This is a genomic window from Rhodococcus sp. Leaf247 (genome assembly GCF_001426185.1).
Taxonomy (GTDB): domain Bacteria; phylum Actinomycetota; class Actinomycetes; order Mycobacteriales; family Mycobacteriaceae; genus Rhodococcoides.
On sequence record NZ_LMRP01000002.1, the window covers coordinates 1,039,937 to 1,061,967 of the forward strand.

A 22,031-nucleotide genomic window follows, 5' to 3' on the forward strand; every position below is an offset into this window, starting at 1 on the left:
ACAGAATGGCCGCATGAGAATCGAAGACCGCGCCTGGGTCGAGAACGCCCTCCGCATCGTCGAGGCCGATGCCAACCGCAGCGCCGACACGCACCTGCATCCGTTCCCGCTGCCGGCCGAGTGGGGCATCGACCTGTACTTGAAGGACGAGTCCGTACACCCCACCGGCTCGCTGAAGCACCGTCTCGCGCGTTCGCTGTTCCTGTTCGGACTCGCCAACGGTGACATCGGCCCGCGAACCACGCTGGTCGAGGCCTCGTCCGGGTCCACGGCAGTGTCGGAGGCGTATTTCGCCCGATTGATCGGTCTCGAATTCGTCGCCGTGATGCCCGCCGCGACCAGCCCCGCGAAGATCAAGCTCATCGAGCGGTACGGCGGCATCTGTCGCCTCGTCGACCATTCCGGCGCCGTGTACGACGTGGCCGAGGACCTGGGCCGCCAGCGAGACTGGCTGTATCTCGATCAGTTCACCAACGCCTCCGTGGTCACCGACTGGCGCGGGAACAACAGCATCGCGGCGTCGATCTTCGACCAGATGGCCCTCGAACGCTTCCCCGTCCCCACCTGGATCGTGGTCGGCGCCGGCACCGGAGGAACCAGCGCCACCATCGGCAGGTACTGCCGGTATCGCCGCGTCGTCACGCGGGTGTGTGTGGTGGACCCGGAAGGCTCCGCGTTCTTCGAGGCCTGGCGGGACGACACCCGTGACGCGGTCGGAACCGGATCACGCATCGAAGGCATCGGGCGGCCTCGCGTCGAGCCGTCGTTCGTTCCCGCGGTCATCGAGCACATGATGCAGATTCCCGACGCCGCCTCCGTCGCCGCCGTTCGCATGCTCGACGACGTCACCGGACTGCACGCCGGCGGATCGACCGGCACGAACCTGATCGGCGCGTTCCGGTTGGCCGCGGACATGAAGAAGCGAGGGGAGAAGGGAAGCATCGTCACGTTGCTGTGTGACGGCGGTGAACGGTACGAGGGGACCTATTACGACGATTCCTGGGTAGAGAGCCACGGTATGGACCCGCGACTGCACCGTGCCCGCATCGACCGTTTCCTGGCGACGGGTGACTGGACGGAGGACGCATGATCAGGCTCTACTCCGATCTACCGGCTCGCCGCGCACGGCAGGTGATCGCGGACGTGGTGGCCGCGGTGTGGACGATCTTCTGGATCCGCACCGGCATGTCGTTGCACGACGCGGTCGCCTCGCTCGCCGCGCCGGGACGTGAGATAGCCGACGCCGGAAGCGGATTGGAGAACAACCTGCGCGCGGCGGGGGAGAAGGTGTCGGGCGTACCGCTGATAGGTGACGACGTCCGCACCCCCTTCGACCGCGCGAGCGACGCGGGTGCCGCGTTGCGGTCGGCGGGCGAAGCGCAGGTCGACGCCGTGCAGACCCTGGCGACGTTCCTCGGTGTCACCATCGCGCTGCTCCCCATCGCGCTCCTGCTGCTCGTGTGGCTCCCTCGGCGTCTCCGCTTCGCACGCCAGGCCACTGCCGCGGCAACGCTGCTGGACTCGGGCGCCGACCTCGACCTGTTCGCGCTGCGAGCGTTGACTCGCCGGCCGCTGACGGATCTCGCGACAGTGCACGACGATCCCGCGGGAGCGTGGCGGGGCGGCGACACCGACGTCATCAGGAAACTCGCGAGGCTCGAACTGTCCGCGTCGGGCCTGCGCCTGCCGGACTACGCTGCCATCATGGCGACCGACAAGAAGAAGAACGACGAGACCGAACCGAAGGGTGGCCGCCCGGGCCCGTCGGATCAGGGTGGTGCCGGCGGCATGGCGACGCGCGAGAACGCCCCCGAGGTTGCCGATGCCGAGGCACGCGAGGGCGCAGACTAGGTTTCGACCGACGTATCGGGGCTTTCGTTCGGGGGAAACATGTCACGCAGTCGTATCGGAATCGTCCTGACCGCCGCAGTCGCTGCGGTCGTGCTGACGGGTGGAAGTGCCACGGCCGCGCCCACTCCCCAGGTGTACGTCGCACTGGGTGACTCCTTCGCCGCGGGCAGCGGCATCGCGCCGCAGACACCGTCGGGAATCTGCGGTCGATCCGGCGTCAACTACCCCAGTCTCCTCGCACGTGACCTGCAGATCCCGGTGGTCCGGGACGTGACGTGCGGGTCGGCCGAGTCCGCGAACCTCGCCGGACCGCAGCGCGGGCCGGGCGGCATCGCCGAACCGCAGTACGACGCGCTGAGCACGGACACGACGCTGGTCACCGTGGGCATCGGGGGCAACGACATCCAGTTGGTGCAGTTGGCGGCCCGTTGTATCGCGCTGCCTCTCAGCGCGCCGTGCGCCACGGTTCCCGACGACACCTACCCCTCGCGTATCGACGCCTTCGCCGCCACCTACGACACGGTGCTCGACGAGGTTGCTCGCCGGGCCCCGGCTGCGCGCGTCCTCATGGTCGGGTACCCGACCGGCATCAGACCCGGCGGTTGCCCCGATCGTCAGCCCGTCCGGCCCACCGATGCGACCTACCTGCAGGCACGCATCGACCAGCTGAACGACGTCATGGAGGCCGCGGCCGACCGGCACGGCGCCACCTACGTCGATCTCGCCGAGTCCTCGCGTGACCACGACGTGTGTGCCGAGGACAGCTGGATGGTCGGCATCGTTCCGACCTCCCTCGACGCGTTCGTCCCCCTGCATCCGACGGCGGCGGGTCACGCGAACGCCGCGCGGCAGATCGAGGCCGTGCTGCGCTGAGTGCACCCGCGATGCGCCCGCCGAGGACCCCTCACTGGTCATCGTGCTCATCGCGGCTGCTTTCTCTTGCGCACAGTGACAGTCGGTGCTTGTGTGATGTGACACACAGCTACACACGACGTGCACTCACGAGGAGCATCCGCCATGTCCACGGTCAAGACCTTCCTGCTTCCCGACCTCGGTGAGGGACTCGCCGACGCCGAACTGCTCGCGTGGTCCGTCGACATCGGCGACACCGTCACCTTGAACCAGACCATCGCCGAGGTGGAGACCGCGAAGGCATCGGTCGAACTGCCGTCTCCCTACGCCGGCGTCGTCGTCGCACGGCATGCGGAGGAGGGCACGACCGTCGACGTGGGCGCACCGTTCCTCGACATCGAGGTGCCGTCCACCGACACGGTCGACGTCCCTGTTCCCGCCCCTGCAGATCCCCCGGCAGATCCCCCGAAGCGCACACCCGTTCTGGTCGGCTACGGCGTCGCGGAAGAGTCGTCGTCACGCCGGCCGCTCGCGGCCCCGCCTGTCCGTAAGGAGGCGCGTGATCGCGGCATCGACCTGTCCACGATCGTCCCGACGGGTTCCCACGGCGACGTGACCCGCGCCGACCTCGCGTCGTCGCGACTCGACGAGGACCGCACGCCGATCAAGGGCGTGCGTAAGCACACGGCCGAGGCGATGGTGCGCAGCGCGTTCACCGCGCCGCACGTGACCGAGTTCGTCACCGTCGACGTCACCCCGACGATGGAGCTGCTCGAGCAGCTGAAGAGCAGCCCGCTGCTCGCCGACGTCCGCGTCACACCGCTCGCGCTCGTCGCGAAGGCACTCCTCATCGCTGTGCGTGAGCACCCCAGCCTCAACTCGCACTGGGACGAGGCAGCCGACGAGATCGTCACCAAGAAGTACGTCAACCTGGGCATCGCCGCGGCGACTCCGCGCGGACTCATGGTGCCCAACGTCAAGAACGCGCACGCTCTCGGTTTCCGGGATCTCTGCGCCGCCCTCGCGGACCTCACGTCCGTCGCCAAGGAGGGAAAGACCGGTCCGGCCGACCTCGCGGACGGCACGATCACGATCACCAACATCGGGGTGTTCGGCATCGACTCCGGCACCCCGATCCTCACGCCCGGCGAGGCGGCGATCCTGTGCTTCGGAGCGATCCGTCGTCAGCCGTGGGAATACCGAGGTGAGGTCGCGCTGCGACACGTCACGACGCTGAGCCTGTCGTTCGACCACCGACTCGTCGACGGCGAGCAGGGCTCGAAGTTCCTGTCGACGGTCGCGACGCTGCTGTCGGATCCGGTGGGGTTCACGGCCCTGGGATAGTGGGGAGGTGACCAGCATTCACCACGCCACCGTTCGCGACGTCGATCCCGTTGCGCTGTACCGCATCCTGCAGTTGCGCACCGAGGTGTTCATCCACGAGCAGGGCATCGTGGGCGACCAGGAGATCGACGGCCGTGACCTCGAACCGACCACCACGCTCTTCTGGGCGGAGGACGACGGTCGCGTCGTCTCGACGCTGCGTCTGCTGCAGGACGAGCTCCCCGCCCACATCGGCCGCGTCGCCACCGCGACATCCGCTCGCGGTCGGGGGGTCGCGGCCGAGGTGATGCGCGCCGCCATGGAGTACGCCGGTACCGACATCGCCATCTCCGCGCAGGCTTACCTCGAGGAGTGGTACGGCCGATTCGGTTTCGTGCGTACCGGCGCGAACTACCTCGAGGCGGGCATAGACCACGTGCCGATGCTGTTCACCCGGGCATGATCATCGACCTCTCGGGTAAGACTGCCCTCGTGACCGGTTCGACCCAAGGAATCGGCTACGCCATCGCGGCCGGCCTCGCGCGCAGCGGAGCCACCGTGCTGGTGAACGGCAGAACCGAAGCCTCGGTGTCCGCGGCCATCGAGCGACTGACCGCGGAGGTCGTCGACGGCACCTTCGTCGCCGCGCCCGCCGACGTCGGAACCGAATCGGGGTCGCGGTCCCTGACCGACGCGCATCCCCGGGTCGACATCCTGGTCAACAACCTCGGAATCTTCGGCGCGCAGCCGGCTCTCGAGATCGACGACGACGAATGGCGTCGCTACTTCGAGATCAACGTCCTCGCTGCCGTGCGCCTCATCCGCGCCTACCTGCCGTCGATGAAGGACGCCGGATGGGGACGCGTGCTCAGCATCGCCAGCGACTCGGCCGTCGTCGTTCCCACCGAGATGATCCACTACGGCATGACGAAGACGGCGCTGCTGTCCGTCTCCCGCGGATTCGCCAAGGACGCCGCTGGGTCCGGGGTGACGGTCAACTCGGTCATGGCCGGTCCGACCCACACGGGGGGAGTGGAGACCTTCGTGCGCGAGCTGGTCGGCGACGACCTCCCGTGGGACGAGGCCCAGCACGAGTTCATGGTGAAGTACCGCCCGCAGAGCCTGATCCAGCGACTGATCGAGCCCGAGGAGATCGCGAACATGGTGGTCTACCTGAGTTCTCCGCTGGCGTCCGCGACCACGGGCGGGGCACTACGTGTCGACGGTGGTTACGTGGACTCGATCCTCCCCTGAGTCGCGTCGCCGTCCGAGGACGGCCACTCCGCCAACTCGGCTGCCACCCGCGCGGTGCTGTCCAGGAACGTCCGCAGGGTCGCGTCGGGGTTCTCCGACTGCCGGACCACCGAGTACGGGAGGACGAATTCGCCGAGCGCGGTGTCGAAATAGGCGGCCTCGGGTTCGACTGTCGCAGTGTCGAATCCGTCGGGCTGGGGGTAGGCGTAGGAGTAGAAGATGCCCTCCGATGCGCCTCCTGGCCAGTAGCCGGCGCTCGAGACCTCGTCGCTGTAGGCCTCGTGCATCACCCAGTCCGGGCAGTTCGGCACGCCGCCGGGGTGCTGCGCCGCGCGTCGACCCGAGAAGCGGGTCACCGCGAGATCGAAAGCACCCCAGAAGAAGTGGGACGGGCTCGTCTTGCCGCGGAAGTCACCGCGGAACGCCGAGAACACCCTGTCGGCGGACACCAGCGACATCCAGTACCGGTGCATCGCGTCGGCGTCGTAGCTGCTGTGCACCGTGTCTTCCGCGAACGGGATCGCCGGGTCGACCTCGACGGGTGATCCCATGATCGTCACCTCGATCCCGAGGGCGCGCAGATGCTCGAACAGTTCGTCGTGGAAGCTCGCCACGGTGCGCGCCCGCAGTTCCAGCTCCCGGGAGGTGCCCTGCGTCGTCGCGACGATCAGCCGGTGACGGACGAAGTCGAACCTGATTTCCACACCCATGGTGCGGTACGGCATCAACGACGTCGTCAGTCCGGTCGCGTCGACGTAGAAGGTGACGTTCCACCAGTGGTTGACGTGCGGCGACAATGCCATCCGCACCTTTCCGACGATCTGTGTCCACATGTGCACGGTGTCGCGTGTGTCCTGCCAGGAGGCGACGTCGAGCTCGGGCCAGGGTTCGAACTCTGGTGACACGGGCGTCCTTTCCGAGAAGATTCTGCGATCACGGTGGACGATATCCCCATGACGACGATTGCTCCCCTCGGTCTGCACCACGTCACCGCCATCGCCTCCGATCCCGGCCGGAACGTCGAGTTCTACACGCGAGTGCTCGGCCTCCGGTTGGTGAAGCAGACGGTGAACTTCGACGACCCCGGCACGTACCACCTGTACTACGGCGACGAGCACGGGAGCCCGTCGTCCCTGATCACCTTCTTCCCGTGGAAGGACGTCGAGCGAGGGCGGCAAGGAACGGGTCTGGCCACCTCGACCGCGTTCAGCGTGCCGGGGTCGTCCCTGTCCTTCTGGCACGACCGTCTCCGAGCGATGAACGTCCGCGTCGACGATCCGGTCACGCGGGGCGACGACGAGGTACTGCGCCTGTACGACCACGACGGGATGGTCCTCGACCTCGTCGCGTCCGACGGGGACACCCGCTCCGGCTGGGACGGCGTGGGATCGATCCCCGCGGAACACGCGGTGCGCGGACTGCACTCGGTGACGCTGACCGAGAAGACGCTCGACGCCACGGCCGAACTCCTCACCGGACGCATGAGCATGACCGTCGCGAGCGAAGCGTCGGGCAGCGCGCGGTTCGCGATGTCGTCGGGCGGCGCCGGCGCACTGGTCGACGTCGCCGCCGACCGCGCCGACAAAGGCCTGCAAGCAGGCGGAACAGTCCACCACGTGGCCTTCCGCGCACCCGATCACGAGACGCTGACGGCGTGGCGCGCCGAGCTGCTCGACAGCGGCGCGCATGTCACGGAGATCCTCGACCGGCAGTACTTCCAGTCGATCTACTTCCGCGAACCCGGCGGCGTCCTGTTCGAGATCGCGACGGAGGCCCCCGGCTTCGACGTCGACGAGCCGCTCCTCGAACTCGGCAAGTCGCTCAAACTGCCGCCGTGGCTCGAACCGACGCGGGAACAGATCCAGCAGAACCTGCCGGCGCTGCCCCCGAGCGACGAGTCGTGACCTGGACCGAGGTGACCGACAGCGACCAGCTGACGGCGATGTACGGCACCCCGTCCTTCCGCGCCGCGCACAAGGACCGTCCGAGGCTTCATCCGCTCGATCGGGACTTCCTCGCGGCGTCGCCGTTCTGCCTGGTGGCGACCGCCGACGACACCGGGCGGTGCGACGTCTCCCCGAAAGGCGACCCGGCGGGCTCGCTGGTCCACGTCCTCGACGACGCGACCATCGCGTTGGCGGAGAGGCCGGGCAACAAGCGCATGGACGGCTACCGCAACGTCCTGCTCAACCCGTTCGTCGGCCTCGACTTCCTGGTGCCCGGCCGAGGCGACACCCTGCGCATCAACGGCCGCGCGCGCCTGATCTCGGATGCACCGTTCTTCGACGACCTCGTCGTCAAGGGGCACCGGCCGATCCTGTGTCTGGTCGTCGACATCGAGCAGATCTTCCACCACTGCGCGAAGGCGTTCATGCGCTCGCGGCTGTGGGAACCCGAGACGTGGAACCCGTCCGTTCTTCCCACGGTGGCCGAGATGACGAAGATCCTGATCCCGGAGTCCCCCGAATCCCTCGACCAGCTCCGGGAGTACTACGGGCCCGCGTACGAGGAGTCGCTGTACCGGTCCTAGATTTCCGTCACGGGGGTATGGTTCGCCTCGTGGCGAATGCGACGCTGTCGGTGCTGGTCTACAGCAGTCACGCCCGCACGCGCGACGCCGTCCACGGCGCTCTGGGCCGGCGTCCACACCCCGACCTCCCCGAAATCGAGTACCTCGACGTCGCTACCGCGCCCGTCGTCCTCGAGCGGTTGGACCGCGGCGGCGTCGACCTGGTCATCCTCGACGGCGAATCCGCTCCCGTCGGCGGCATGGGGCTGGCCAAGCAGCTGCGCGACGAGATCGACCCATGTCCACCACTTCTCGTGATCACCGGCCGCCCCGACGACGCGTGGCTCGCCACGTGGTCGCGCGCCGACGCGTCGGTCACGCATCCGATCGACCCGCTCGAACTCTCGCGCGCCGTGGTGTCGCTGCTCCGCCCTCCTGCCTGAGGTCACCGATCCGTTGCGATTGTCGTGACAACGCTCGAAATCAGACCCATCGCGCCGTCGAACGTCCTACTGTGTGGCACAGGTCACTTCCACTGATGGTTTCGACTCCCTCGGGAGCCGACACGACAGGCAGGAGTTCGAGCGGCATGAATGCTTATGTGCCAGTCCTCGTACTCGGTGTGATCGCTGTCGCCTTCGCCGTGTTCTCGGTCTTCGTCGCGTCCGCGGTGGGCCCGAAGCGCTACAACCGCGCCAAACTCGATGCCTACGAATGCGGCGTCGAGCCCACACCGCAGCATCCGGGTGGTGGCCGATTTCCGGTCAAGTTCTACCTCACCGCAATGCTTTTCATCATTTTCGACATCGAGATCGTGTTCCTCTACCCGTGGGCTGTGCACTTCGAGGCGCTGGGCGTCTTCGGCTTGGCTGCGATGGCCCTCTTCATCGTCAACGTTTCCGTCGCCTACGCATACGAGTGGCGTCGTGGAGGTCTCAGCTGGGACTGATCCACACGTCGTGGAAGAAGTGATCGAATGGGATTGGAAGAGAAGCTGCCGAGCGGCTTCCTGCTGACCACTGTCGAGGGACTGGCCGGCTTCGCGCGCAAAGGGTCCCTGTGGCCCGCGACGTTCGGGCTGGCCTGCTGCGCCATCGAGATGATGTCCACCACGTCGGGCCGCTTCGATCTGGCACGGTTCGGGATGGAAGCGTTCCGAGCCTCACCCCGTCAGGCCGATCTGATGATCGTCGCCGGACGCGTCAGCCAGAAGATGGCTCCCGTCCTGCGGCAGGTGTACGACCAGATGGCGGAGCCCAAATGGGTTCTGGCCATGGGTGTCTGCGCATCGTCGGGCGGGATGTTCAACAACTACGCCATCGTCCAGGGCGTCGATCACGTGGTTCCGGTCGACATCTACCTCCCCGGGTGCCCGCCGCGTCCGGAGATGCTGATCAACGCCATCCTGCAACTGCACGCGTCCATCCAAGCGATGCCACTCGGTGTCGACCGGGTCCGTGCGATCGCCGAGACCGAGAAGGCTGCACTGGCCTCACCGTCCGTCATCGACGCGAAGACGCTGTTCCGATGAGCACCCGGGGGCCGCGAGGCATGTTCGGCGTCCGCGGATCGGGCGACGTGTCCGGGTACGGTCGACTGGCGCCGCCGAAACCCCGACACGACACCGCAACTCGACCTTTCGACGGTTCCTTCGAGGACGTCGCCGTCGCACTCGACCGGGCGCTGGGCGGGCACCTGTCCGATGCCGTGGAACGAGCCGTCGTCCACCGCGGCGAACTCACCTTCCACATTGCGCGGACCCACCTTCCGTCCGTGGCCTCGGCATTGCGCGACGACGCGGCTCTGCGCTACGAACTCTGTCTCGGAGTCAGCGGGGTGCATCGTCCCGACGACGCGGGTCGTGAACTGCACGCCGTGTACCACCTGCAGTCCATCACCCACGGACGCCGTCTGCGTCTCGAAGTGTCGGTGCCCGAGTCGGATCCGCATATTCCCTCCCTGTGCGGCATCTATCCCACCACCGACTGGCACGAGCGCGAGACGTACGACTTCTTCGGCATCGAATTCGACGGCCACCCGTCGTTGACACGTATCCAGATGCCGGACGACTGGGCGGGTCACCCGCAGCGCAAGGACTATCCACTGGGCGGAATCCCTGTCGAATTCAAGGGCGCGCAGATTCCTCCCCCCGATCAGCGCAGGTCGTACAACTGATGACACTCGAGAAGGATCACGACACACCGACCGTCTACACCGCGTCGGGACAGGACTGGGACGAGATCGTCGATCTGGCCGGCACCGCCGGTGAGGAGCGCATCGTCGTCAACATGGGTCCCCAGCACCCGTCGACGCACGGAGTGCTGCGCCTGATCCTCGAGATAGAGGGCGAGACGGTGACCGAAGCGCGGTGCGGAATCGGCTACCTGCACACCGGTATCGAGAAGAACCTGGAGTACCGCAACTGGACTCAGGGCGTCACCTATGTGACACGGATGGACTACCTGTCGCCGTTCTTCAACGAGACCGCCTACTGCCTGGGCGTCGAGAAGTTGCTCGGGATCACCGACGACATTCCCGAGCGCGCGACGGTGGTGCGTGTCCTGCTGATGGAGCTCAATCGAATCTCCTCGCACCTGGTGGCGCTGGCGACCGGCGGCATGGAACTCGGCGCCGTCACCGCCATGCTGTTCGGCTTCCGGGAGCGGGAACTGATCCTCGACATCTTCGAGACGATCACGGGCCTGCGCATGAACCACGCCTTCATCCGCCCCGGCGGGCTGGCCATGGACCTTCCGGACGACGCGGTACCCAAGATCCGGGACCTGCTGACGCTGTTGCCGGTTCGACTGCGGGACATGGGTGCGATGCTCGACGACAACCCCATCTGGAAGGGGCGGACCCGCGGCATCGGTTTCCTCGATCTGACGGGGTGCATGGCGCTCGGAGTGACCGGCCCAGTTCTCCGCGCCACCGGACTGCCGCACGACCTGCGGCGCGCGGAGCCGTACTGCGGGTACGAGAACTACGAGTTCGACGTGATCACCGAGCAGGAAAGCGACTGCTACGCGCGCTATCTCATCCGTGTCGACGAGATGACGGAGTCACTGAAGATCGTCGAGCAGTGCCTGGACGCCCTGCGGCCGGGGCCCGTGATGATCTCGGACAAGAAGATCGCATGGCCGGCGGATCTGGTCTCCGAATCCGACGGATTGGGCAACTCCCGCGAACACGTCGCGAAGATCATGGACGGGTCCATGGAATCGCTCATCCACCATTTCAAGCTGGTGACCGAGGGAATCCGCGTGCCCGCGGGTCAGGTGTACGTGGCCGTCGAGTCGCCACGCGGCGAGTTGGGCGTGCACATGGTGTCCGACGGCGGCTCGAGACCGTATCGGGTCCATTTCCGCGATCCGTCGTTCACCAATCTCCAGGCAGTGGCCGCTATGTGCGAGGGAGGCATGGTGTCCGACGTCATCGCCTCGGTGGCCAGTATCGATCCGGTCATGGGTGGGGTGGATCGATGAGCAGCGGGAAGGCCGGAGGCCGGCCGGAATCGAGCGGGAAGGCCGGAGGCCGGCCGGAATCGAGCATGCACGAACCGGTGTTCGTGGCGTTCGGGCCGAAGCCGGAGGAACGGGTTCAGCTGGTGCAGCCGGGTGCCCGACGCAGCTATCCCGACGCGGTGCTGGGCCGACTCACTCGTGATGCGGCGGAGATCATCGCGCGCTATCCCCACCCGCGGTCGGCCATCATCCCGATCCTCCATCTCCTGCAGGCCGAGGACGGCTATCTCACTCCCGCGGCGATCGACTTCTGTTCCGACACCCTGTCGTTGACGGGGGCCGAGGTCGCGGCGGTGGCGACGTTCTATTCGATGTACCGACGCGAACCCACCGCGAACTACCTCGTCGGGGTCTGCACCAACACGTTGTGCGCGGTGATGGGCGGCGACGCCATCTACGACGCGCTGACCGAGCACCTCGACGGCGACGATGCGATCACCCTCGAGCACATCGAGTGCAATGCCGCCTGCGATTACGCGCCGGTGGTGATGGTCAACTGGGAATTCTTCGACAACCAGACGCCCGAGTCGGCGCGAACACTCGTCGACGATCTGCGGTCGGGCGCTCCCGTGACACCGACACGCGGCGCGACTCTGTGTACGTTCCGCGAGACGTCGCGCATTCTCGCCGGGTTCCCCGATCCTCGACCGGGCGCCGGGGGCACCGCCACCGCGGGACCGGCCACCCTGGCCGGCCTGACGATCGCCCGCGAACGGGGAATGGCAGCACCCTCGACGGACGACCGCCGAGCCGAGGTGCCCGCGCCGGACGCGGCAGCGGTGCCCACCGATTCCACCCGCGACAAGCCGGCGCCCGCACCGTCCGCCGACGTTCCGAAGGGACCACGGCCGTGACGCTGACCCCCGTGCTGAGCCGCTACTGGGACGAACCCGAGTCCTGGACTCTGGAGACCTATCTCCGACACGGAGGTTACGACGGCCTGCGGGCGGCGCTGTCCTCCGCGCCCGACGAGGTGATCGCCACCGTCAAGGAGTCTGGTCTGCGCGGCCGCGGTGGCGCCGGATTCCCGACGGGCATGAAGTGGAGTTTCATCCCGCAGGACGGTCCGACACCCGCGGACCAGACAGTGCCGCACTATCTGGTGGTCAACGCGGACGAGTCGGAGCCCGGCACGTGCAAGGACATGCCGCTGCTGATGGCCACTCCGCACGTGCTGGTCGAGGGCATCATCATCGCCGCGTACGCCATCCGGTCCACGCGCGCCTTCATCTATCTCCGCGGCGAGGTGGTTCCGGTGCTCCGGCGACTGCAGACCGCGGTCGCGGAGGCGTACGACGCCGGGTACCTGGGCAGGGACATCCAGGGGTCGGGCTTCGATCTCGACCTCGTCGTCCATGCCGGCGCCGGTGCCTACATCTGCGGCGAGGAGACCGCCCTTCTCGATTCGCTCGAGGGGCGACGCGGCCAGCCCCGGCTGCGGCCGCCCTTCCCCGCGGTGGCCGGCCTCTACGCAAGTCCGACCGTCGTCAACAATGTGGAATCCATTGCGAGCGTGCCGTCCATTCTGGCGAACGGGACGCAGTGGTTCCGGTCGATGGGGAGCGAGAAGTCGCCCGGGTTCACGCTGTATTCCCTCTCGGGGCACGTGACCACGCCCGGCCAGTACGAGGCCCCTCTCGGAATCACGTTGCGCGAGTTGCTCGATCTCGCGGGCGGTGTGCGCGCCGGTCATCGTCTGAAGTTCTGGACTCCCGGTGGATCGTCGACGCCGATCTTCACCGACGAGCACCTCGACGTACCCCTGGACTACGAGGGCGTCAGCGCCGCCGGGTCCATGTTGGGAACCAAGGCTCTGCAGATCTTCGACGAGACCACGTGCGTGGTCCGCGCCGTGCGGCGGTGGAGCGAGTTCTACGCCCACGAGTCCTGCGGCAAGTGCACCCCGTGCCGTGAGGGCACGTACTGGTTGGTGCAGATCCTGGCACGGCTCGAGAACGGCACCGGGTCGGAGGGCGATCTGCAGAAGCTGCTCGACGTCGCGGACAGCATCCTCGGAAAGTCGTTCTGCGCCTTGGGCGACGGTGCCGCCAGTCCCATCGTGTCCTCGATCGCGCATTTCCGTGACGAGTACGTCGCCCATGTCGAGCAGGGCGGATGCCCGTTCGACCCGCATCTCTCCACCCTGATGGCAGGTGAGTACGCGTGACCGCAGTACAGCAGAGCACGGTGGACATCACGATCGACGGCGTGCCCATGACGGTTCCGAAGGGCACGTTGGTCATTCGTGCCGCCGAGATGCTGGGCATTCAGATCCCCCGGTTCTGCGACCACCCGCTCCTCGACCCGGTCGGAGCGTGCCGGCAGTGCCTCGTCGACGTCGAAGGTCAGCGGAAACCGTTGGCGTCGTGCACGACCACCGTGTCCGACGGCATGATCGTCAGGACGCAGCACAGTTCGGAGATCGCCGAGAAGGCGCAGCGCGGTGTCATGGAACTGCTTCTGATCAACCACCCCCTCGATTGCCCCGTCTGCGACAAGGGCGGCGAGTGCCCCCTGCAGAACCAGGCCATGTCGTCCGGGCGCACGGAGTCCCGGTTCACCGAGACCAAACGCACCTACCCCAAACCCGTTCCGCTGTCGACGGAAGTCCTGCTCGATCGGGAGCGCTGCGTCCTGTGTGCCCGGTGCACGCGCTTCTCCGAGCAGATCGCGGGGGACCCCTTCATCGATCTACTCGAACGCGGTGCGCTGCAACAGGTCGGGATCTACGGGGCCGAGCCGTTCGAGTCGTACTTCTCCGGCAACACCGTGCAGATCTGCCCGGTCGGGGCGTTGACCAACACCGCCTACCGCTTCCGCGCCCGGCCCTTCGACCTGGTGTCGACGCCCAGTGTGTGCGAGCACTGCGCCAGCGGGTGTTCCCAGCGCACCGATCACCGTCGCGGCAAGGTCGTCCGCAGGCTCGCCGGGGACGATCCCGAGACCAACGAGGAGTGGACCTGCGACAAGGGCCGGTGGGCGTTCGCCTACGGCACCCTCCCGGACCGTCTGACCACCCCGCTGGTGCGCCGCGCCGGCGGTGACCTCGAGCCGGCCTCGTGGCCGGAAGCGTTGGCCGTCGCGGCCCGCGGACTGGCCGGCGCGAGGGGAGATGCCGGCGTCCTCACCGGCGGACGCCTCACCGTCGAGGACGCCTACGCCTACAGCAAGTTCACTCGGATCGCCCTGCACAGCAACGACATCGACTTCCGCGCGCGGGCATTGTCCGACGAGGAGACCGACTTCCTCACTGCCCGGGTCGCCGGTCGCGACATGGCAGTGACCTACTCGTCCCTCGAGGCGGCGCCGACCGTACTGCTCGTCTGCGTCGAGCCGGAGGAGGAGAGTCCGATCGTCTTCCTCCGCCTGCGCAAGGCCGTCCGACGCGGTGGTACTCGCGTCGTCACGCTCGCACCGTTCACTTCGGCCGGCTCCCGCAAGATGTCGGCCGACGTCGTGCAGACGGTCCCCGGCCGCGAAGCCGCCGTGCTCGACACCCTCGGGACCGAGACGGTCATCGGCGATACCGTCGTTCTGGTTGGCGAGCGCGCCGCCACCAGTCCCGGCGCCCTGGCCGCCGCCGTCCGACTGTCCGAGCGGACCGGCGCTCGTCTCGCATGGATCCCGCGCCGCGCCGGAGACCGCGGGGCGCTCGAAGCAGGGGCGCTTCCCACACTTCTGCACGGCGGGCGGCGTGTCGACGACGAGGATGCGCGGCAGGCCGTCGCAACCTCGTGGAACGCGTCCGATCTCCCCGAGCGTCCGGGTCGCGATGCCGCTGCGATGCTCGCCGGGTCCCTCGGTGCCCTGGTCGTCGCGGGTGTCGATCCGGACGACTTCCCCGACCCGGCGGCAGCCCGGGCAGGGCTGGAACGCGCACGGTTCGTCGTCGCACTCGACATCCGCTCGAGTTCGGTCACCGCCATGGCCGACGTGGTGTTCCCCGTCGCCTCCGTCTCCGAGAAGTCCGGCTCATTTCTCGACTGGGAAGGACGCCGGAAGACGTTCGAGGCCGCACTTCCCACCCCGTCCAGGATGTCCGACCTCCGCGTGCTCGATGCGCTGGCCTCGGAGATGGGCGTGCACCTCGGACTTCCGGATGCGGCCTCGGCTCGTCGGGAACTGGATGCGGCCGGGTCCGCAACGCGCGACTCGCACGTCGGCGCTCCGCAGCCCGTGCCGTCCATCGCCCTCGGGTCGGATTCCGCGGTGCTCGCGGGCTGGCACATGCTGCTCGACTCGGGTCGCCTGCAGGACGGGGAGGACGATCTCGCGGGTACGGCACGCACCCCCGTGGTCCGACTTTCCCCGAGCACCGCCTCGGATATCGGCGCCGCCGACGGTGACCCCGTCACCGTGTCCACGGCCTCGGGTGCGATCACTCTGCCGCTCCTGGTCACCGCGATGCCCGACCAGGTCGTCTGGCTCCCCCTGAACTCCGGACCGTCGCGCGTCGGCGTCGAACTCGGGGTCTCACCGGGCGCGACCGTCTCGATCGCCGCCGGAGGTGAACGATGACCACGCCGACCGATCTGTCGATGTTCGGGCTCGACCCGCTGTGGCTCGTCGTGGCCAAGGCGCTCGCCGTCTTCGGATTCCTCGTGCTGACCCCGCTGATCGCGATCTACGTCGAGCGCAAGGTCATGGCGTGGATGCAGATGCGCATCGGTCCCAACCGCACCGGACCGCGGGGCATGCTGCAGAGCCTTGCCGACGGCATCAAGCTGGCGCTCAAGGAAGGCATCATCCCGAAGGGCGTCGATCGCCCCATCTACCTGCTGGCGCCGGTCATCTCGGTCGTTCCCGCGTTCATGGCCTTCGCCGTCATCCCGTTCGGTCCGACCGTCTCGATCTTCGGCCACACCACCCCGCTGCAGCTGACCGACATGCCCGTCGCGGTCCTCTACATCCTGGCCGTGACCTCGATCGGTGTGTACGGGATCGTGCTCGCCGGATGGTCGTCGGGGTCGACGTATCCGCTGCTGGGAGCGTTGCGGTCGACCGCGCAGGTGATCTCGTACGAGGTCGCGATGGGACTCAGTTTCGCCGCCGTGTTCCTGTATGCGGGCACCATGTCGACGTCGGGCATCATCGCCTCGCAGGAACGCCTGTGGTTCGTGGTCATGCTGCTGCCGTCGTTCCTCGTCTACGTCACCTCGATGGTCGGGGAGACCAACCGCGCACCCTTCGATCTGCCGGAGGCAGAAGGCGAACTGGTGGGCGGATTCCACACGGAGTACTCGTCGCTGCGCTTCGCCATGTTCATGCTGGCGGAGTACGTCAACATGGTCACCGTGTCCGCGCTCGCGACCACCCTGTTCCTCGGAGGATGGCGGGCACCGTTCCCGATCAGTCTGTGGGACGGTGCGAATCAAGGATGGTGGCCCGTCCTCTGGTTCACGATCAAGGTGTGGGGATTCCTGTTCGTCTTCATCTGGCTGCGCAGCACGCTGCCGAGGCTGCGCTACGACCAGTTCATGAACTTCGGGTGGAAGGTGCTGATCCCGGCCGCCCTGCTGTGGATCCTGGTCATCGCCGGCGTGCGGATTCTGCTGGTCGACTCACCGCACATCCGGCCGGTCACCGTGGTCGCATCGCTCGTCTACACCGCCGCCCTGGTTGCCGTCCTGACCAGGACGCTGCGACGCGGTCGGCTCGAGCGCACCGTCTCGGACTCCGAGAACACCGCGCCGGCCGATCCTCTCGCCGGTGGCTTCCCTGTACCGCCGCTTCCCGCTCGAAAAACTCGCCCCACTGCGAAGGAGACCACCGATGCCTGAATTCCTCGGTCCCGTAGCCGGTTTCGGTGTCACCTTCGCGACGATGTTCAAGAAGGCCGAGACCGAGTCGTATCCGGAGGAGAAGGTTCCCACGGCGACGCGCTACCACGGGCGGCATCAGCTCAACCGGTACGCGGACGGACTCGAGAAGTGCATCGGATGCGAACTGTGCGCGTGGGCGTGCCCCGCCGATGCGATCTACGTCGAGGGTGCCGACAACACCGAGACCGAAAGGTTCTCTCCCGGCGAGCGATACGGCCGCGTCTACCAGATCAACTATCTCCGGTGCATCGGCTGCGGGCTCTGCATCGAGGCGTGCCCGACGCGAGCCCTGACCATGACCAACGAGTACGAGATGTGCGACGACAACCGCGCCGATCTCATCTACGAGAAGACGGACCTGCTGGCCTCGCTCACCGAGGGCATGGACGCCCCACCCCACGCGATGGCCGAGGGTGCGTCCGACGAGGACTACTACCGCGGCACCGTCGCCGCCCGACGGGACGGCGACCGATGATCGTGTCGACGTCGGAAGCCGTCGCCTTCTGGATCCTCGCACCTCTCGCCCTCATCGGCGGGATCGGCGTCGTCGCCTCGGCCAAGGCCGTGTACTCGGCACTGTTCCTCGCCTCGACCATGGTCGTCCTGGCGATCTTCTACATCATGCAGGGCGCGGTCTTCCTCGGCGTCGTGCAAATCGTCGTCTACACCGGTGCCGTGATGATGCTGTTCCTGTTCGTGCTGATGCTCGTCGGTGTCGACTCGTCCGATTCACTGGTCGAGACGCTGCGCGGACAGCGCGTCGCCGCCATCGTCGTCGGACTGGGCTTCGGCATCCTCCTGATCGGCGGCCTCGGCAACGCGTCGCTCTCCGACTTCCAGGGGTTCACCGCCGCATCTCCGCCGAACGTCGAGGGTCTCGCCGAGTTGGTCTTCGTGCGCTACGTGTGGGCCTTCGAACTGACCGGCGCCCTGCTGATCACCGCGACGATCGGCGCCATGGTGCTCACCCACCGCGACGCGATCGGCCGCACCAGAACGCAGAAGGAGTTGTCGCAGGACCGCTTCCGACTCGGAGCGCGAGTGACTCCGCTGCCGAGCCCCGGCGTCTTCGCCCGACACAACGGCGTCGACATCCCCGCCCGGATACCCGGCGGAGCACCGGCCGCCGACTCCGTGAGCCGACAGTTCCGCGAGGACCGGCCATGAATCCCGAGTACTACCTGTACCTGTCGGCGGCTCTGTTCACGATCGGTGCTGCCGGAGTGCTGCTGCGGCGCAACGCGATCGTCGTCTTCATGTGTGTCGAGCTGATGCTCAATGCGTCGAATCTGGCGTTCGTCACGTTCTCGCGGATGCATGGCGGACTCGACGGCCAGGTGTTCGCCTTCTTCACGATGGTCGTCGCCGCCGCGGAAGTGGTCGTCGGACTCGCCATCATCATGTCCATCTTCCGATCCCGTCGATCCGTCTCGGTCGACGACGACAGTCTGCTGAAGTACTGACATGGGGACGAATCCGGTTCTGCTGCCGATGATCCCACTCCTCGGCGCGGCAGTGCTTCTCCTCGGAGGTCGACGTACCGATGCGTGGGGCCATCTGCTCGCCTGTGCGGCGATGGCCGCATCGTTCGTCGTGGCGGTGGTGGCGTTCCTCGACATGGCCGGCCGCGCCGAGGACGACCGGACCCTCTCCCGCACCGTGTTCTCGTGGATACCCGTCGACACCCTCCAGGTCGACCTCGGGCTCCGGCTCGATCAACTCTCCGTCTGCTTCGTCCTGCTGATCACCGGAGTCGGCGCCCTGATCCACGTCTACTCCATCGGCTACATGCGGGACGACCCCGACCGGCGCCGCTTCTTCGCGTATCTCAATCTCTTCGTCGCCGCGATGCTGCTGCTGGTCATGTCCGACAACTTCCTCGGCCTGTATGTCGGCTGGGAAGGTGTCGGACTGGCCTCCTACCTGCTGATCGGCTTCTGGTCGGCCAAGCCCTCCGCCGCGACCGCGGCGCGCAAGGCCTTCGTCGTCAACCGGGTCGGAGACATCGGCCTGGCGGTGGCCCTGATGATCATGTTCGCCACGTTCGGCTCCGTCTCCTACGACGACGTGTTCGCCGGAATCGGTGACGCCGGCACCGGCACGGCGACAGCACTCGGATTGATGCTTCTCCTCGCCGCCTGCGGCAAGTCCGCCCAGGTGCCCCTCCAGTCCTGGCTCGGCGACGCGATGGAGGGGCCGACCCCGGTGTCGGCCCTGATCCACGCGGCGACCATGGTCACCGCCGGGGTGTATCTGATCGTGCGGTCCGGCGCAGTGTTCGAGGCGTCGCCGGTCGCCCAGAACGTCGTCGCTGCAGTCGGTGCGGTCACACTGCTCTTCGGCGCTGTCATCGGCTGCGCCAAGGACGACATCAAGAAGGCTCTGGCCGCGTCGACGATGAGCCAGATCGGCTACATGGTTCTGGCCGCGGGTCTCGGTCCGGCCGGTTACGCGGTGGCGATCATGCATCTGCTCACGCACGGCTTCTTCAAGGCGGGACTCTTCCTCGGCGCGGGCTCCGTCATGCACGCGATGGACGACGAGACCGACATGCGCCGGTTCGGCGGCCTGCGGACGGTCCTGCCCGTCACCTTCGTGACCTTCGGGTTGGGCTACCTCGCGATCATCGGAGTGCCCCCGTTCTCGGGATTCTGGTCGAAGGACGGCATCATCGAGGCCGCTCTCGACGCCGGCGGCGTCAAAGGTGTTCTGCTGGGCATCGCCACCCTGGTCGGCGCGGGTCTGACTGCTTTCTACATGACGCGTGTCATGGTCCTCACCTTCTTCGGCGAGCGTCGGTGGACGGACCACGCGCACCCCCACGAGGCGCCGGCGAGCATGACGGCACCGATGATCGTGCTGGCGGTCGGATCTGTCGGCGCGGGAGCACTTCTCGCGGTCGGGAGCCGACTCGAAGGGTGGCTGGCCCCGGTCGTCGGCGAGCACGAGGCAGCTCACGTCGTGCCCGCCTGGATCGTCACGGCCGTCGTCCTCGTCGTCGTGGCCGCCGGAATCGCCGTGGCGCTGCGCATGTACGGCCGATCGGCTGTTCCACGGACCGCCCCTGCCGGGTCGGTGCTCACCACCGCGGCACGACGCGATCTGTACGGAGACGCCGTGAACGAGGCCGTGTTCATGCGCCCGGGTCGGCGCGTCACCGAGGCCGTCGTCACAGCCGACCGCGCCGGGGTCGACGGCGTCGTCGAGGCCTTCGCCCTGTCGGTCCGCACCGCCTCGACGCGGTTGCGACGCTGGCAGAACGGCTTCGTACGGTCCTACGCGCTCTCGATGTTCACCGGCGCGGTTCTCGTCGTCGTCGCCCTGACCGTGGCACTGGGGGTGACGCGATGACCGATCTTCCCGTACTCAGCGCACTGTGGATCGTGCCGCTGCTCGGCGCCCTCGCCGTCATGGCGGTCCCGCGATCGAACAGCCGCGCCGCGCGGATCACCGGGATCGTCGCGGCAGGCGCGGTCCTCGTCCTCGCGGCTGCGCTGGCGGTGAACTTCGAGCCCGGGCGTGAGGGCTACCAGTTCGTCGAATCACGGGAGTGGATACCGACATTCGGCGCCGGTTACACACTCGGGATCGACGGCATCGCGTTGACACTGGTCCTGCTGACCGCCGTGCTGGTGCCGTTGCTCCTGCTGGCCGGGTGGAACGACACCGCACACGCGCAGGATTCACGACGCCCCCAGACCTACGTCGCGCTGATCCTGGTCGTCGAATCGATGGTCATGGTGTCCTTCGTCTCCCTCGACATCCTGCTGTTCTACATCTTCTTCGAGGCGATGCTCGTACCGATGTATTTCCTGATCGGCGGCTTCGGACGGGACGCGGCGCGATCACGTGTCGCGGCGGTGAAGTTCCTGATGTACAACCTGGTCGGCGGACTGGTGATGCTGGCGGCGGTGATCGGTCTCTACGTCGTGACCGCGTCGGACACCAGCCCGTTCGAGTCCGGGACGTTCGACGTGCGGGCGATCGCCGACGCGGCCGCGGCGGGAGAACTCGGTGCATCGCCGGGCGTCCTGAACGCGATCTTCCTCGGCTTCCTCGTGGCCTTCGCCGTGAAGGCGCCGCTGTGGCCCCTGCACACCTGGCTACCCGGGGCGGCGACCGAAAGTACGCCTGCCACAGCCGTGTTGATGATGGCCGTCGTGGACAAGGTCGGCACGTTCGGCATGCTGCGGTACTGCCTGCAACTCTTTCCCGACGCGTCGGCCACCTTCGCGCCGCTCGTGATCACCCTCGCCGTCGTCGGCATCGTCTACGGCGCGATCCTCGCGATCGGGTCGACGGACATCATGCGCCTCATCGCCTACACCTCGATCTCGCACTTCGGATTCATCATCCTCGGCATCTTCGCGATGACCAGCCAGTCGCAGGCCGGTTCCGCGCTGTACATGGTGAACCACGGGATTGCCACGGCTGCACTGTTTCTCGTGGCCGGATTCCTGGTCACCCGTCGAGGAACTGCTCTGATCGCCGAGTACGGAGGAGTGCAGAAGGTGGCGCCGATCCTGGCGGGCACCTTCCTCGTCGCCGGGCTCGCGACGCTGTCGCTCCCCGGGCTCGCCCCGTTCGTCAGCGAGTTCCTCGTCCTGATCGGCACGTTCCCCCGATACGGCGTCGCCGCGGTGATCGCCGCGACCGCGTTGGTGCTGTCCGCGATGTACGTGCTCTGGCTCTACCAACGCGTGATGACAGGGCCGGCAGCCGCCGGTTCCGACCGCATCGGGGACCTCGTACCGCGCGAGATAGCGGTGGTGGCACCACTTCTGGCGTTGGTGATCGTCCTCGGGGTGTACCCCAAGCCGCTTCTCGACATCATCACGCCCGCAGTCGAACGCACATCCGTCGAACAGGTGGAGACAGGGGTGGCGCAACCATGAC

General features: G+C 67.3%; 23 protein-coding genes. 22 read left to right on the forward strand and 1 reads right to left on the reverse strand.

The annotated features are described in order from the left end of the window. The first annotated feature begins 13 nt into the window (after positions 1-13). From ASG64_RS14245 to ASG64_RS14270, 6 genes are all read left to right on the forward strand, one after another. Positions 14-1,090 (forward strand): PLP-dependent cysteine synthase family protein, encoded by a 1,077-nt coding sequence (locus tag ASG64_RS14245; protein ID WP_056074148.1) that lies wholly within the window; start codon positions 14-16, stop codon positions 1,088-1,090. Further along, positions 1,087-1,851, forward strand: coding sequence for a hypothetical protein (locus tag ASG64_RS14250; RefSeq protein ID WP_200933485.1), 765 nt, complete (start codon positions 1,087-1,089; stop codon positions 1,849-1,851). The genes ASG64_RS14245 and ASG64_RS14250 overlap by 4 nt, the downstream gene beginning before the upstream one ends. Positions 1,852-1,890: 39 nt before the next feature. Then, positions 1,891-2,724, forward strand: a complete 834-nt coding sequence (locus ASG64_RS14255) for an SGNH/GDSL hydrolase family protein (protein ID WP_082518440.1) — start codon at positions 1,891-1,893, stop codon at positions 2,722-2,724. 144 nt (positions 2,725-2,868) lie between these two features. After that, positions 2,869-4,047 carry a dihydrolipoamide acetyltransferase family protein gene (locus tag ASG64_RS14260; protein ID WP_056074150.1) on the forward strand — a complete coding sequence of 393 codons (1,179 nt, stop codon included), beginning with the start codon at positions 2,869-2,871 and terminating at the stop codon, positions 4,045-4,047. 7 nt (positions 4,048-4,054) lie between these two features. Further along, positions 4,055-4,489: a GNAT family N-acetyltransferase gene (locus ASG64_RS14265; RefSeq protein ID WP_056074152.1), complete on the forward strand. Its 435-nt coding sequence runs from the start codon at positions 4,055-4,057 to the stop codon at positions 4,487-4,489. After that, the gene (locus tag ASG64_RS14270; RefSeq protein ID WP_056074153.1) at positions 4,486-5,280 is read left to right on the forward strand and encodes an SDR family NAD(P)-dependent oxidoreductase; all 795 of its coding nucleotides are present in this window, start codon (positions 4,486-4,488) and stop codon (positions 5,278-5,280) included. The genes ASG64_RS14265 and ASG64_RS14270 overlap by 4 nt, the downstream gene beginning before the upstream one ends. Here ASG64_RS14270 and ASG64_RS14275 read toward each other — a convergent pair. Then, positions 5,256-6,185, reverse strand: a complete 930-nt coding sequence (locus ASG64_RS14275) for a DUF5996 family protein (protein ID WP_056074156.1) — start codon at positions 6,183-6,185, stop codon at positions 5,256-5,258. The genes ASG64_RS14270 and ASG64_RS14275 overlap by 25 nt on opposite strands. 48 nt (positions 6,186-6,233) lie before the next feature. Here ASG64_RS14275 and ASG64_RS14280 point away from each other — a divergent pair, with 48 nt between their 5' ends. From ASG64_RS14280 to ASG64_RS14355, 16 genes are all read left to right on the forward strand, one after another. After that, the gene (locus tag ASG64_RS14280) at positions 6,234-7,184 is read left to right on the forward strand and encodes a ring-cleaving dioxygenase (protein ID WP_042576300.1); all 951 of its coding nucleotides are present in this window, start codon (positions 6,234-6,236) and stop codon (positions 7,182-7,184) included. Further along, the gene (locus ASG64_RS14285) at positions 7,181-7,810 is read left to right on the forward strand and encodes an MSMEG_1061 family FMN-dependent PPOX-type flavoprotein (RefSeq protein WP_042576301.1); all 630 of its coding nucleotides are present in this window, start codon (positions 7,181-7,183) and stop codon (positions 7,808-7,810) included. Before ASG64_RS14280 ends, ASG64_RS14285 begins: the two co-directional genes overlap by 4 nt. Before the next feature lie 17 nt (positions 7,811-7,827). Continuing rightward, the gene (locus ASG64_RS14290) at positions 7,828-8,232 is read left to right on the forward strand and encodes an Rv3143 family two-component system response regulator (RefSeq protein ID WP_042576302.1); all 405 of its coding nucleotides are present in this window, start codon (positions 7,828-7,830) and stop codon (positions 8,230-8,232) included. 146 nt (positions 8,233-8,378) lie between these two features. After that, complete coding sequence (locus ASG64_RS14295; RefSeq protein WP_042576303.1) at positions 8,379-8,738, forward strand: NADH-quinone oxidoreductase subunit A; 360 nt, start codon at positions 8,379-8,381, stop codon at positions 8,736-8,738. A gap of 27 nt (positions 8,739-8,765) precedes the next feature. Next, positions 8,766-9,320 (forward strand): NuoB/complex I 20 kDa subunit family protein, encoded by a 555-nt coding sequence (locus ASG64_RS14300; protein ID WP_042576304.1) that lies wholly within the window; start codon positions 8,766-8,768, stop codon positions 9,318-9,320. Beyond that, entirely contained in the window at positions 9,317-9,964 is a 648-nt protein-coding gene (locus tag ASG64_RS14305) for an NADH-quinone oxidoreductase subunit C (protein ID WP_042576305.1), read from the forward strand. Before ASG64_RS14300 ends, ASG64_RS14305 begins: the two co-directional genes overlap by 4 nt. Next, positions 9,964-11,274, forward strand: a complete 1,311-nt coding sequence (gene nuoD / locus ASG64_RS14310; RefSeq protein WP_056074157.1) for an NADH dehydrogenase (quinone) subunit D — start codon at positions 9,964-9,966, stop codon at positions 11,272-11,274. Before ASG64_RS14305 ends, nuoD begins: the two co-directional genes overlap by 1 nt. Positions 11,275-11,339: 65 nt before the next feature. Then, positions 11,340-12,167 carry an NADH-quinone oxidoreductase subunit NuoE gene (gene nuoE, locus ASG64_RS14315; RefSeq protein ID WP_056074407.1) on the forward strand — a complete coding sequence of 276 codons (828 nt, stop codon included), beginning with the start codon at positions 11,340-11,342 and terminating at the stop codon, positions 12,165-12,167. Next, a complete protein-coding gene (gene nuoF, locus ASG64_RS14320; protein WP_042576308.1) occupies positions 12,164-13,480 on the forward strand; it encodes an NADH-quinone oxidoreductase subunit NuoF in 1,317 nt (438 codons plus the stop codon). The genes nuoE and nuoF overlap by 4 nt, the downstream gene beginning before the upstream one ends. Continuing rightward, a complete protein-coding gene (locus tag ASG64_RS14325) occupies positions 13,477-15,831 on the forward strand; it encodes an NADH-quinone oxidoreductase subunit G (RefSeq protein WP_268793331.1) in 2,355 nt (784 codons plus the stop codon). Before nuoF ends, ASG64_RS14325 begins: the two co-directional genes overlap by 4 nt. After that, positions 15,828-17,093, forward strand: coding sequence for an NADH-quinone oxidoreductase subunit NuoH (nuoH, locus tag ASG64_RS14330; RefSeq protein WP_056074160.1), 1,266 nt, complete (start codon positions 15,828-15,830; stop codon positions 17,091-17,093). The genes ASG64_RS14325 and nuoH overlap by 4 nt, the downstream gene beginning before the upstream one ends. Then, positions 17,086-17,610, forward strand: a complete 525-nt coding sequence (nuoI, locus tag ASG64_RS14335) for an NADH-quinone oxidoreductase subunit NuoI (RefSeq protein WP_056074162.1) — start codon at positions 17,086-17,088, stop codon at positions 17,608-17,610. The genes nuoH and nuoI overlap by 8 nt, the downstream gene beginning before the upstream one ends. Next, the gene (locus tag ASG64_RS14340; RefSeq protein ID WP_056074164.1) at positions 17,607-18,302 is read left to right on the forward strand and encodes an NADH-quinone oxidoreductase subunit J; all 696 of its coding nucleotides are present in this window, start codon (positions 17,607-17,609) and stop codon (positions 18,300-18,302) included. Before nuoI ends, ASG64_RS14340 begins: the two co-directional genes overlap by 4 nt. Continuing rightward, positions 18,299-18,598, forward strand: a complete 300-nt coding sequence (gene nuoK, locus ASG64_RS14345) for an NADH-quinone oxidoreductase subunit NuoK (RefSeq protein ID WP_056074166.1) — start codon at positions 18,299-18,301, stop codon at positions 18,596-18,598. Before ASG64_RS14340 ends, nuoK begins: the two co-directional genes overlap by 4 nt. A gap of 1 nt (position 18,599) precedes the next feature. Beyond that, entirely contained in the window at positions 18,600-20,486 is a 1,887-nt protein-coding gene (gene nuoL, locus ASG64_RS14350) for an NADH-quinone oxidoreductase subunit L (RefSeq protein ID WP_056074168.1), read from the forward strand. Next, positions 20,483-22,030 carry an NADH-quinone oxidoreductase subunit M gene (locus ASG64_RS14355; protein ID WP_056074171.1) on the forward strand — a complete coding sequence of 516 codons (1,548 nt, stop codon included), beginning with the start codon at positions 20,483-20,485 and terminating at the stop codon, positions 22,028-22,030. The genes nuoL and ASG64_RS14355 overlap by 4 nt, the downstream gene beginning before the upstream one ends. Position 22,031 lies beyond the last annotated feature (1 nt).

What these genes read in the sequence shown, in the direction of transcription:
- ASG64_RS14255 (WP_082518440.1), top strand. Translation starts at nt 1,891, where the DNA reads ATGTCACGCAGTCGTATCGGAATCGTCCTGACCGCCGCAGTCGCTGCG.
- ASG64_RS14250 (WP_200933485.1), top strand. Translation starts at nt 1,087, where the DNA reads ATGATCAGGCTCTACTCCGATCTACCGGCTCGCCGCGCACGGCAGGTG.
- ASG64_RS14300 (WP_042576304.1), top strand. Translation starts at nt 8,766, where the DNA reads ATGGGATTGGAAGAGAAGCTGCCGAGCGGCTTCCTGCTGACCACTGTC.
- ASG64_RS14245 (WP_056074148.1), top strand. Translation starts at nt 14, where the DNA reads ATGAGAATCGAAGACCGCGCCTGGGTCGAGAACGCCCTCCGCATCGTC.
- nuoD (WP_056074157.1), top strand. Translation starts at nt 9,964, where the DNA reads ATGACACTCGAGAAGGATCACGACACACCGACCGTCTACACCGCGTCG.
- ASG64_RS14355 (WP_056074171.1), top strand. Translation starts at nt 20,483, where the DNA reads ATGACCGATCTTCCCGTACTCAGCGCACTGTGGATCGTGCCGCTGCTC.
- ASG64_RS14270 (WP_056074153.1), top strand. Translation starts at nt 4,486, where the DNA reads ATGATCATCGACCTCTCGGGTAAGACTGCCCTCGTGACCGGTTCGACC.
- nuoL (WP_056074168.1), top strand. Translation starts at nt 18,600, where the DNA reads ATGGGGACGAATCCGGTTCTGCTGCCGATGATCCCACTCCTCGGCGCG.
- nuoH (WP_056074160.1), top strand. Translation starts at nt 15,828, where the DNA reads ATGACCACGCCGACCGATCTGTCGATGTTCGGGCTCGACCCGCTGTGG.
- ASG64_RS14260 (WP_056074150.1), top strand. Translation starts at nt 2,869, where the DNA reads ATGTCCACGGTCAAGACCTTCCTGCTTCCCGACCTCGGTGAGGGACTC.
- ASG64_RS14295 (WP_042576303.1), top strand. Translation starts at nt 8,379, where the DNA reads ATGAATGCTTATGTGCCAGTCCTCGTACTCGGTGTGATCGCTGTCGCC.
- nuoE (WP_056074407.1), top strand. Translation starts at nt 11,340, where the DNA reads ATGCACGAACCGGTGTTCGTGGCGTTCGGGCCGAAGCCGGAGGAACGG.
- nuoI (WP_056074162.1), top strand. Translation starts at nt 17,086, where the DNA reads ATGCCTGAATTCCTCGGTCCCGTAGCCGGTTTCGGTGTCACCTTCGCG.
- nuoK (WP_056074166.1), top strand. Translation starts at nt 18,299, where the DNA reads ATGAATCCCGAGTACTACCTGTACCTGTCGGCGGCTCTGTTCACGATC.
- ASG64_RS14290 (WP_042576302.1), top strand. Translation starts at nt 7,828, where the DNA reads ATGGTTCGCCTCGTGGCGAATGCGACGCTGTCGGTGCTGGTCTACAGC.
- ASG64_RS14305 (WP_042576305.1), top strand. Translation starts at nt 9,317, where the DNA reads ATGAGCACCCGGGGGCCGCGAGGCATGTTCGGCGTCCGCGGATCGGGC.
- ASG64_RS14280 (WP_042576300.1), top strand. Translation starts at nt 6,234, where the DNA reads ATGACGACGATTGCTCCCCTCGGTCTGCACCACGTCACCGCCATCGCC.
- ASG64_RS14340 (WP_056074164.1), top strand. Translation starts at nt 17,607, where the DNA reads ATGATCGTGTCGACGTCGGAAGCCGTCGCCTTCTGGATCCTCGCACCT.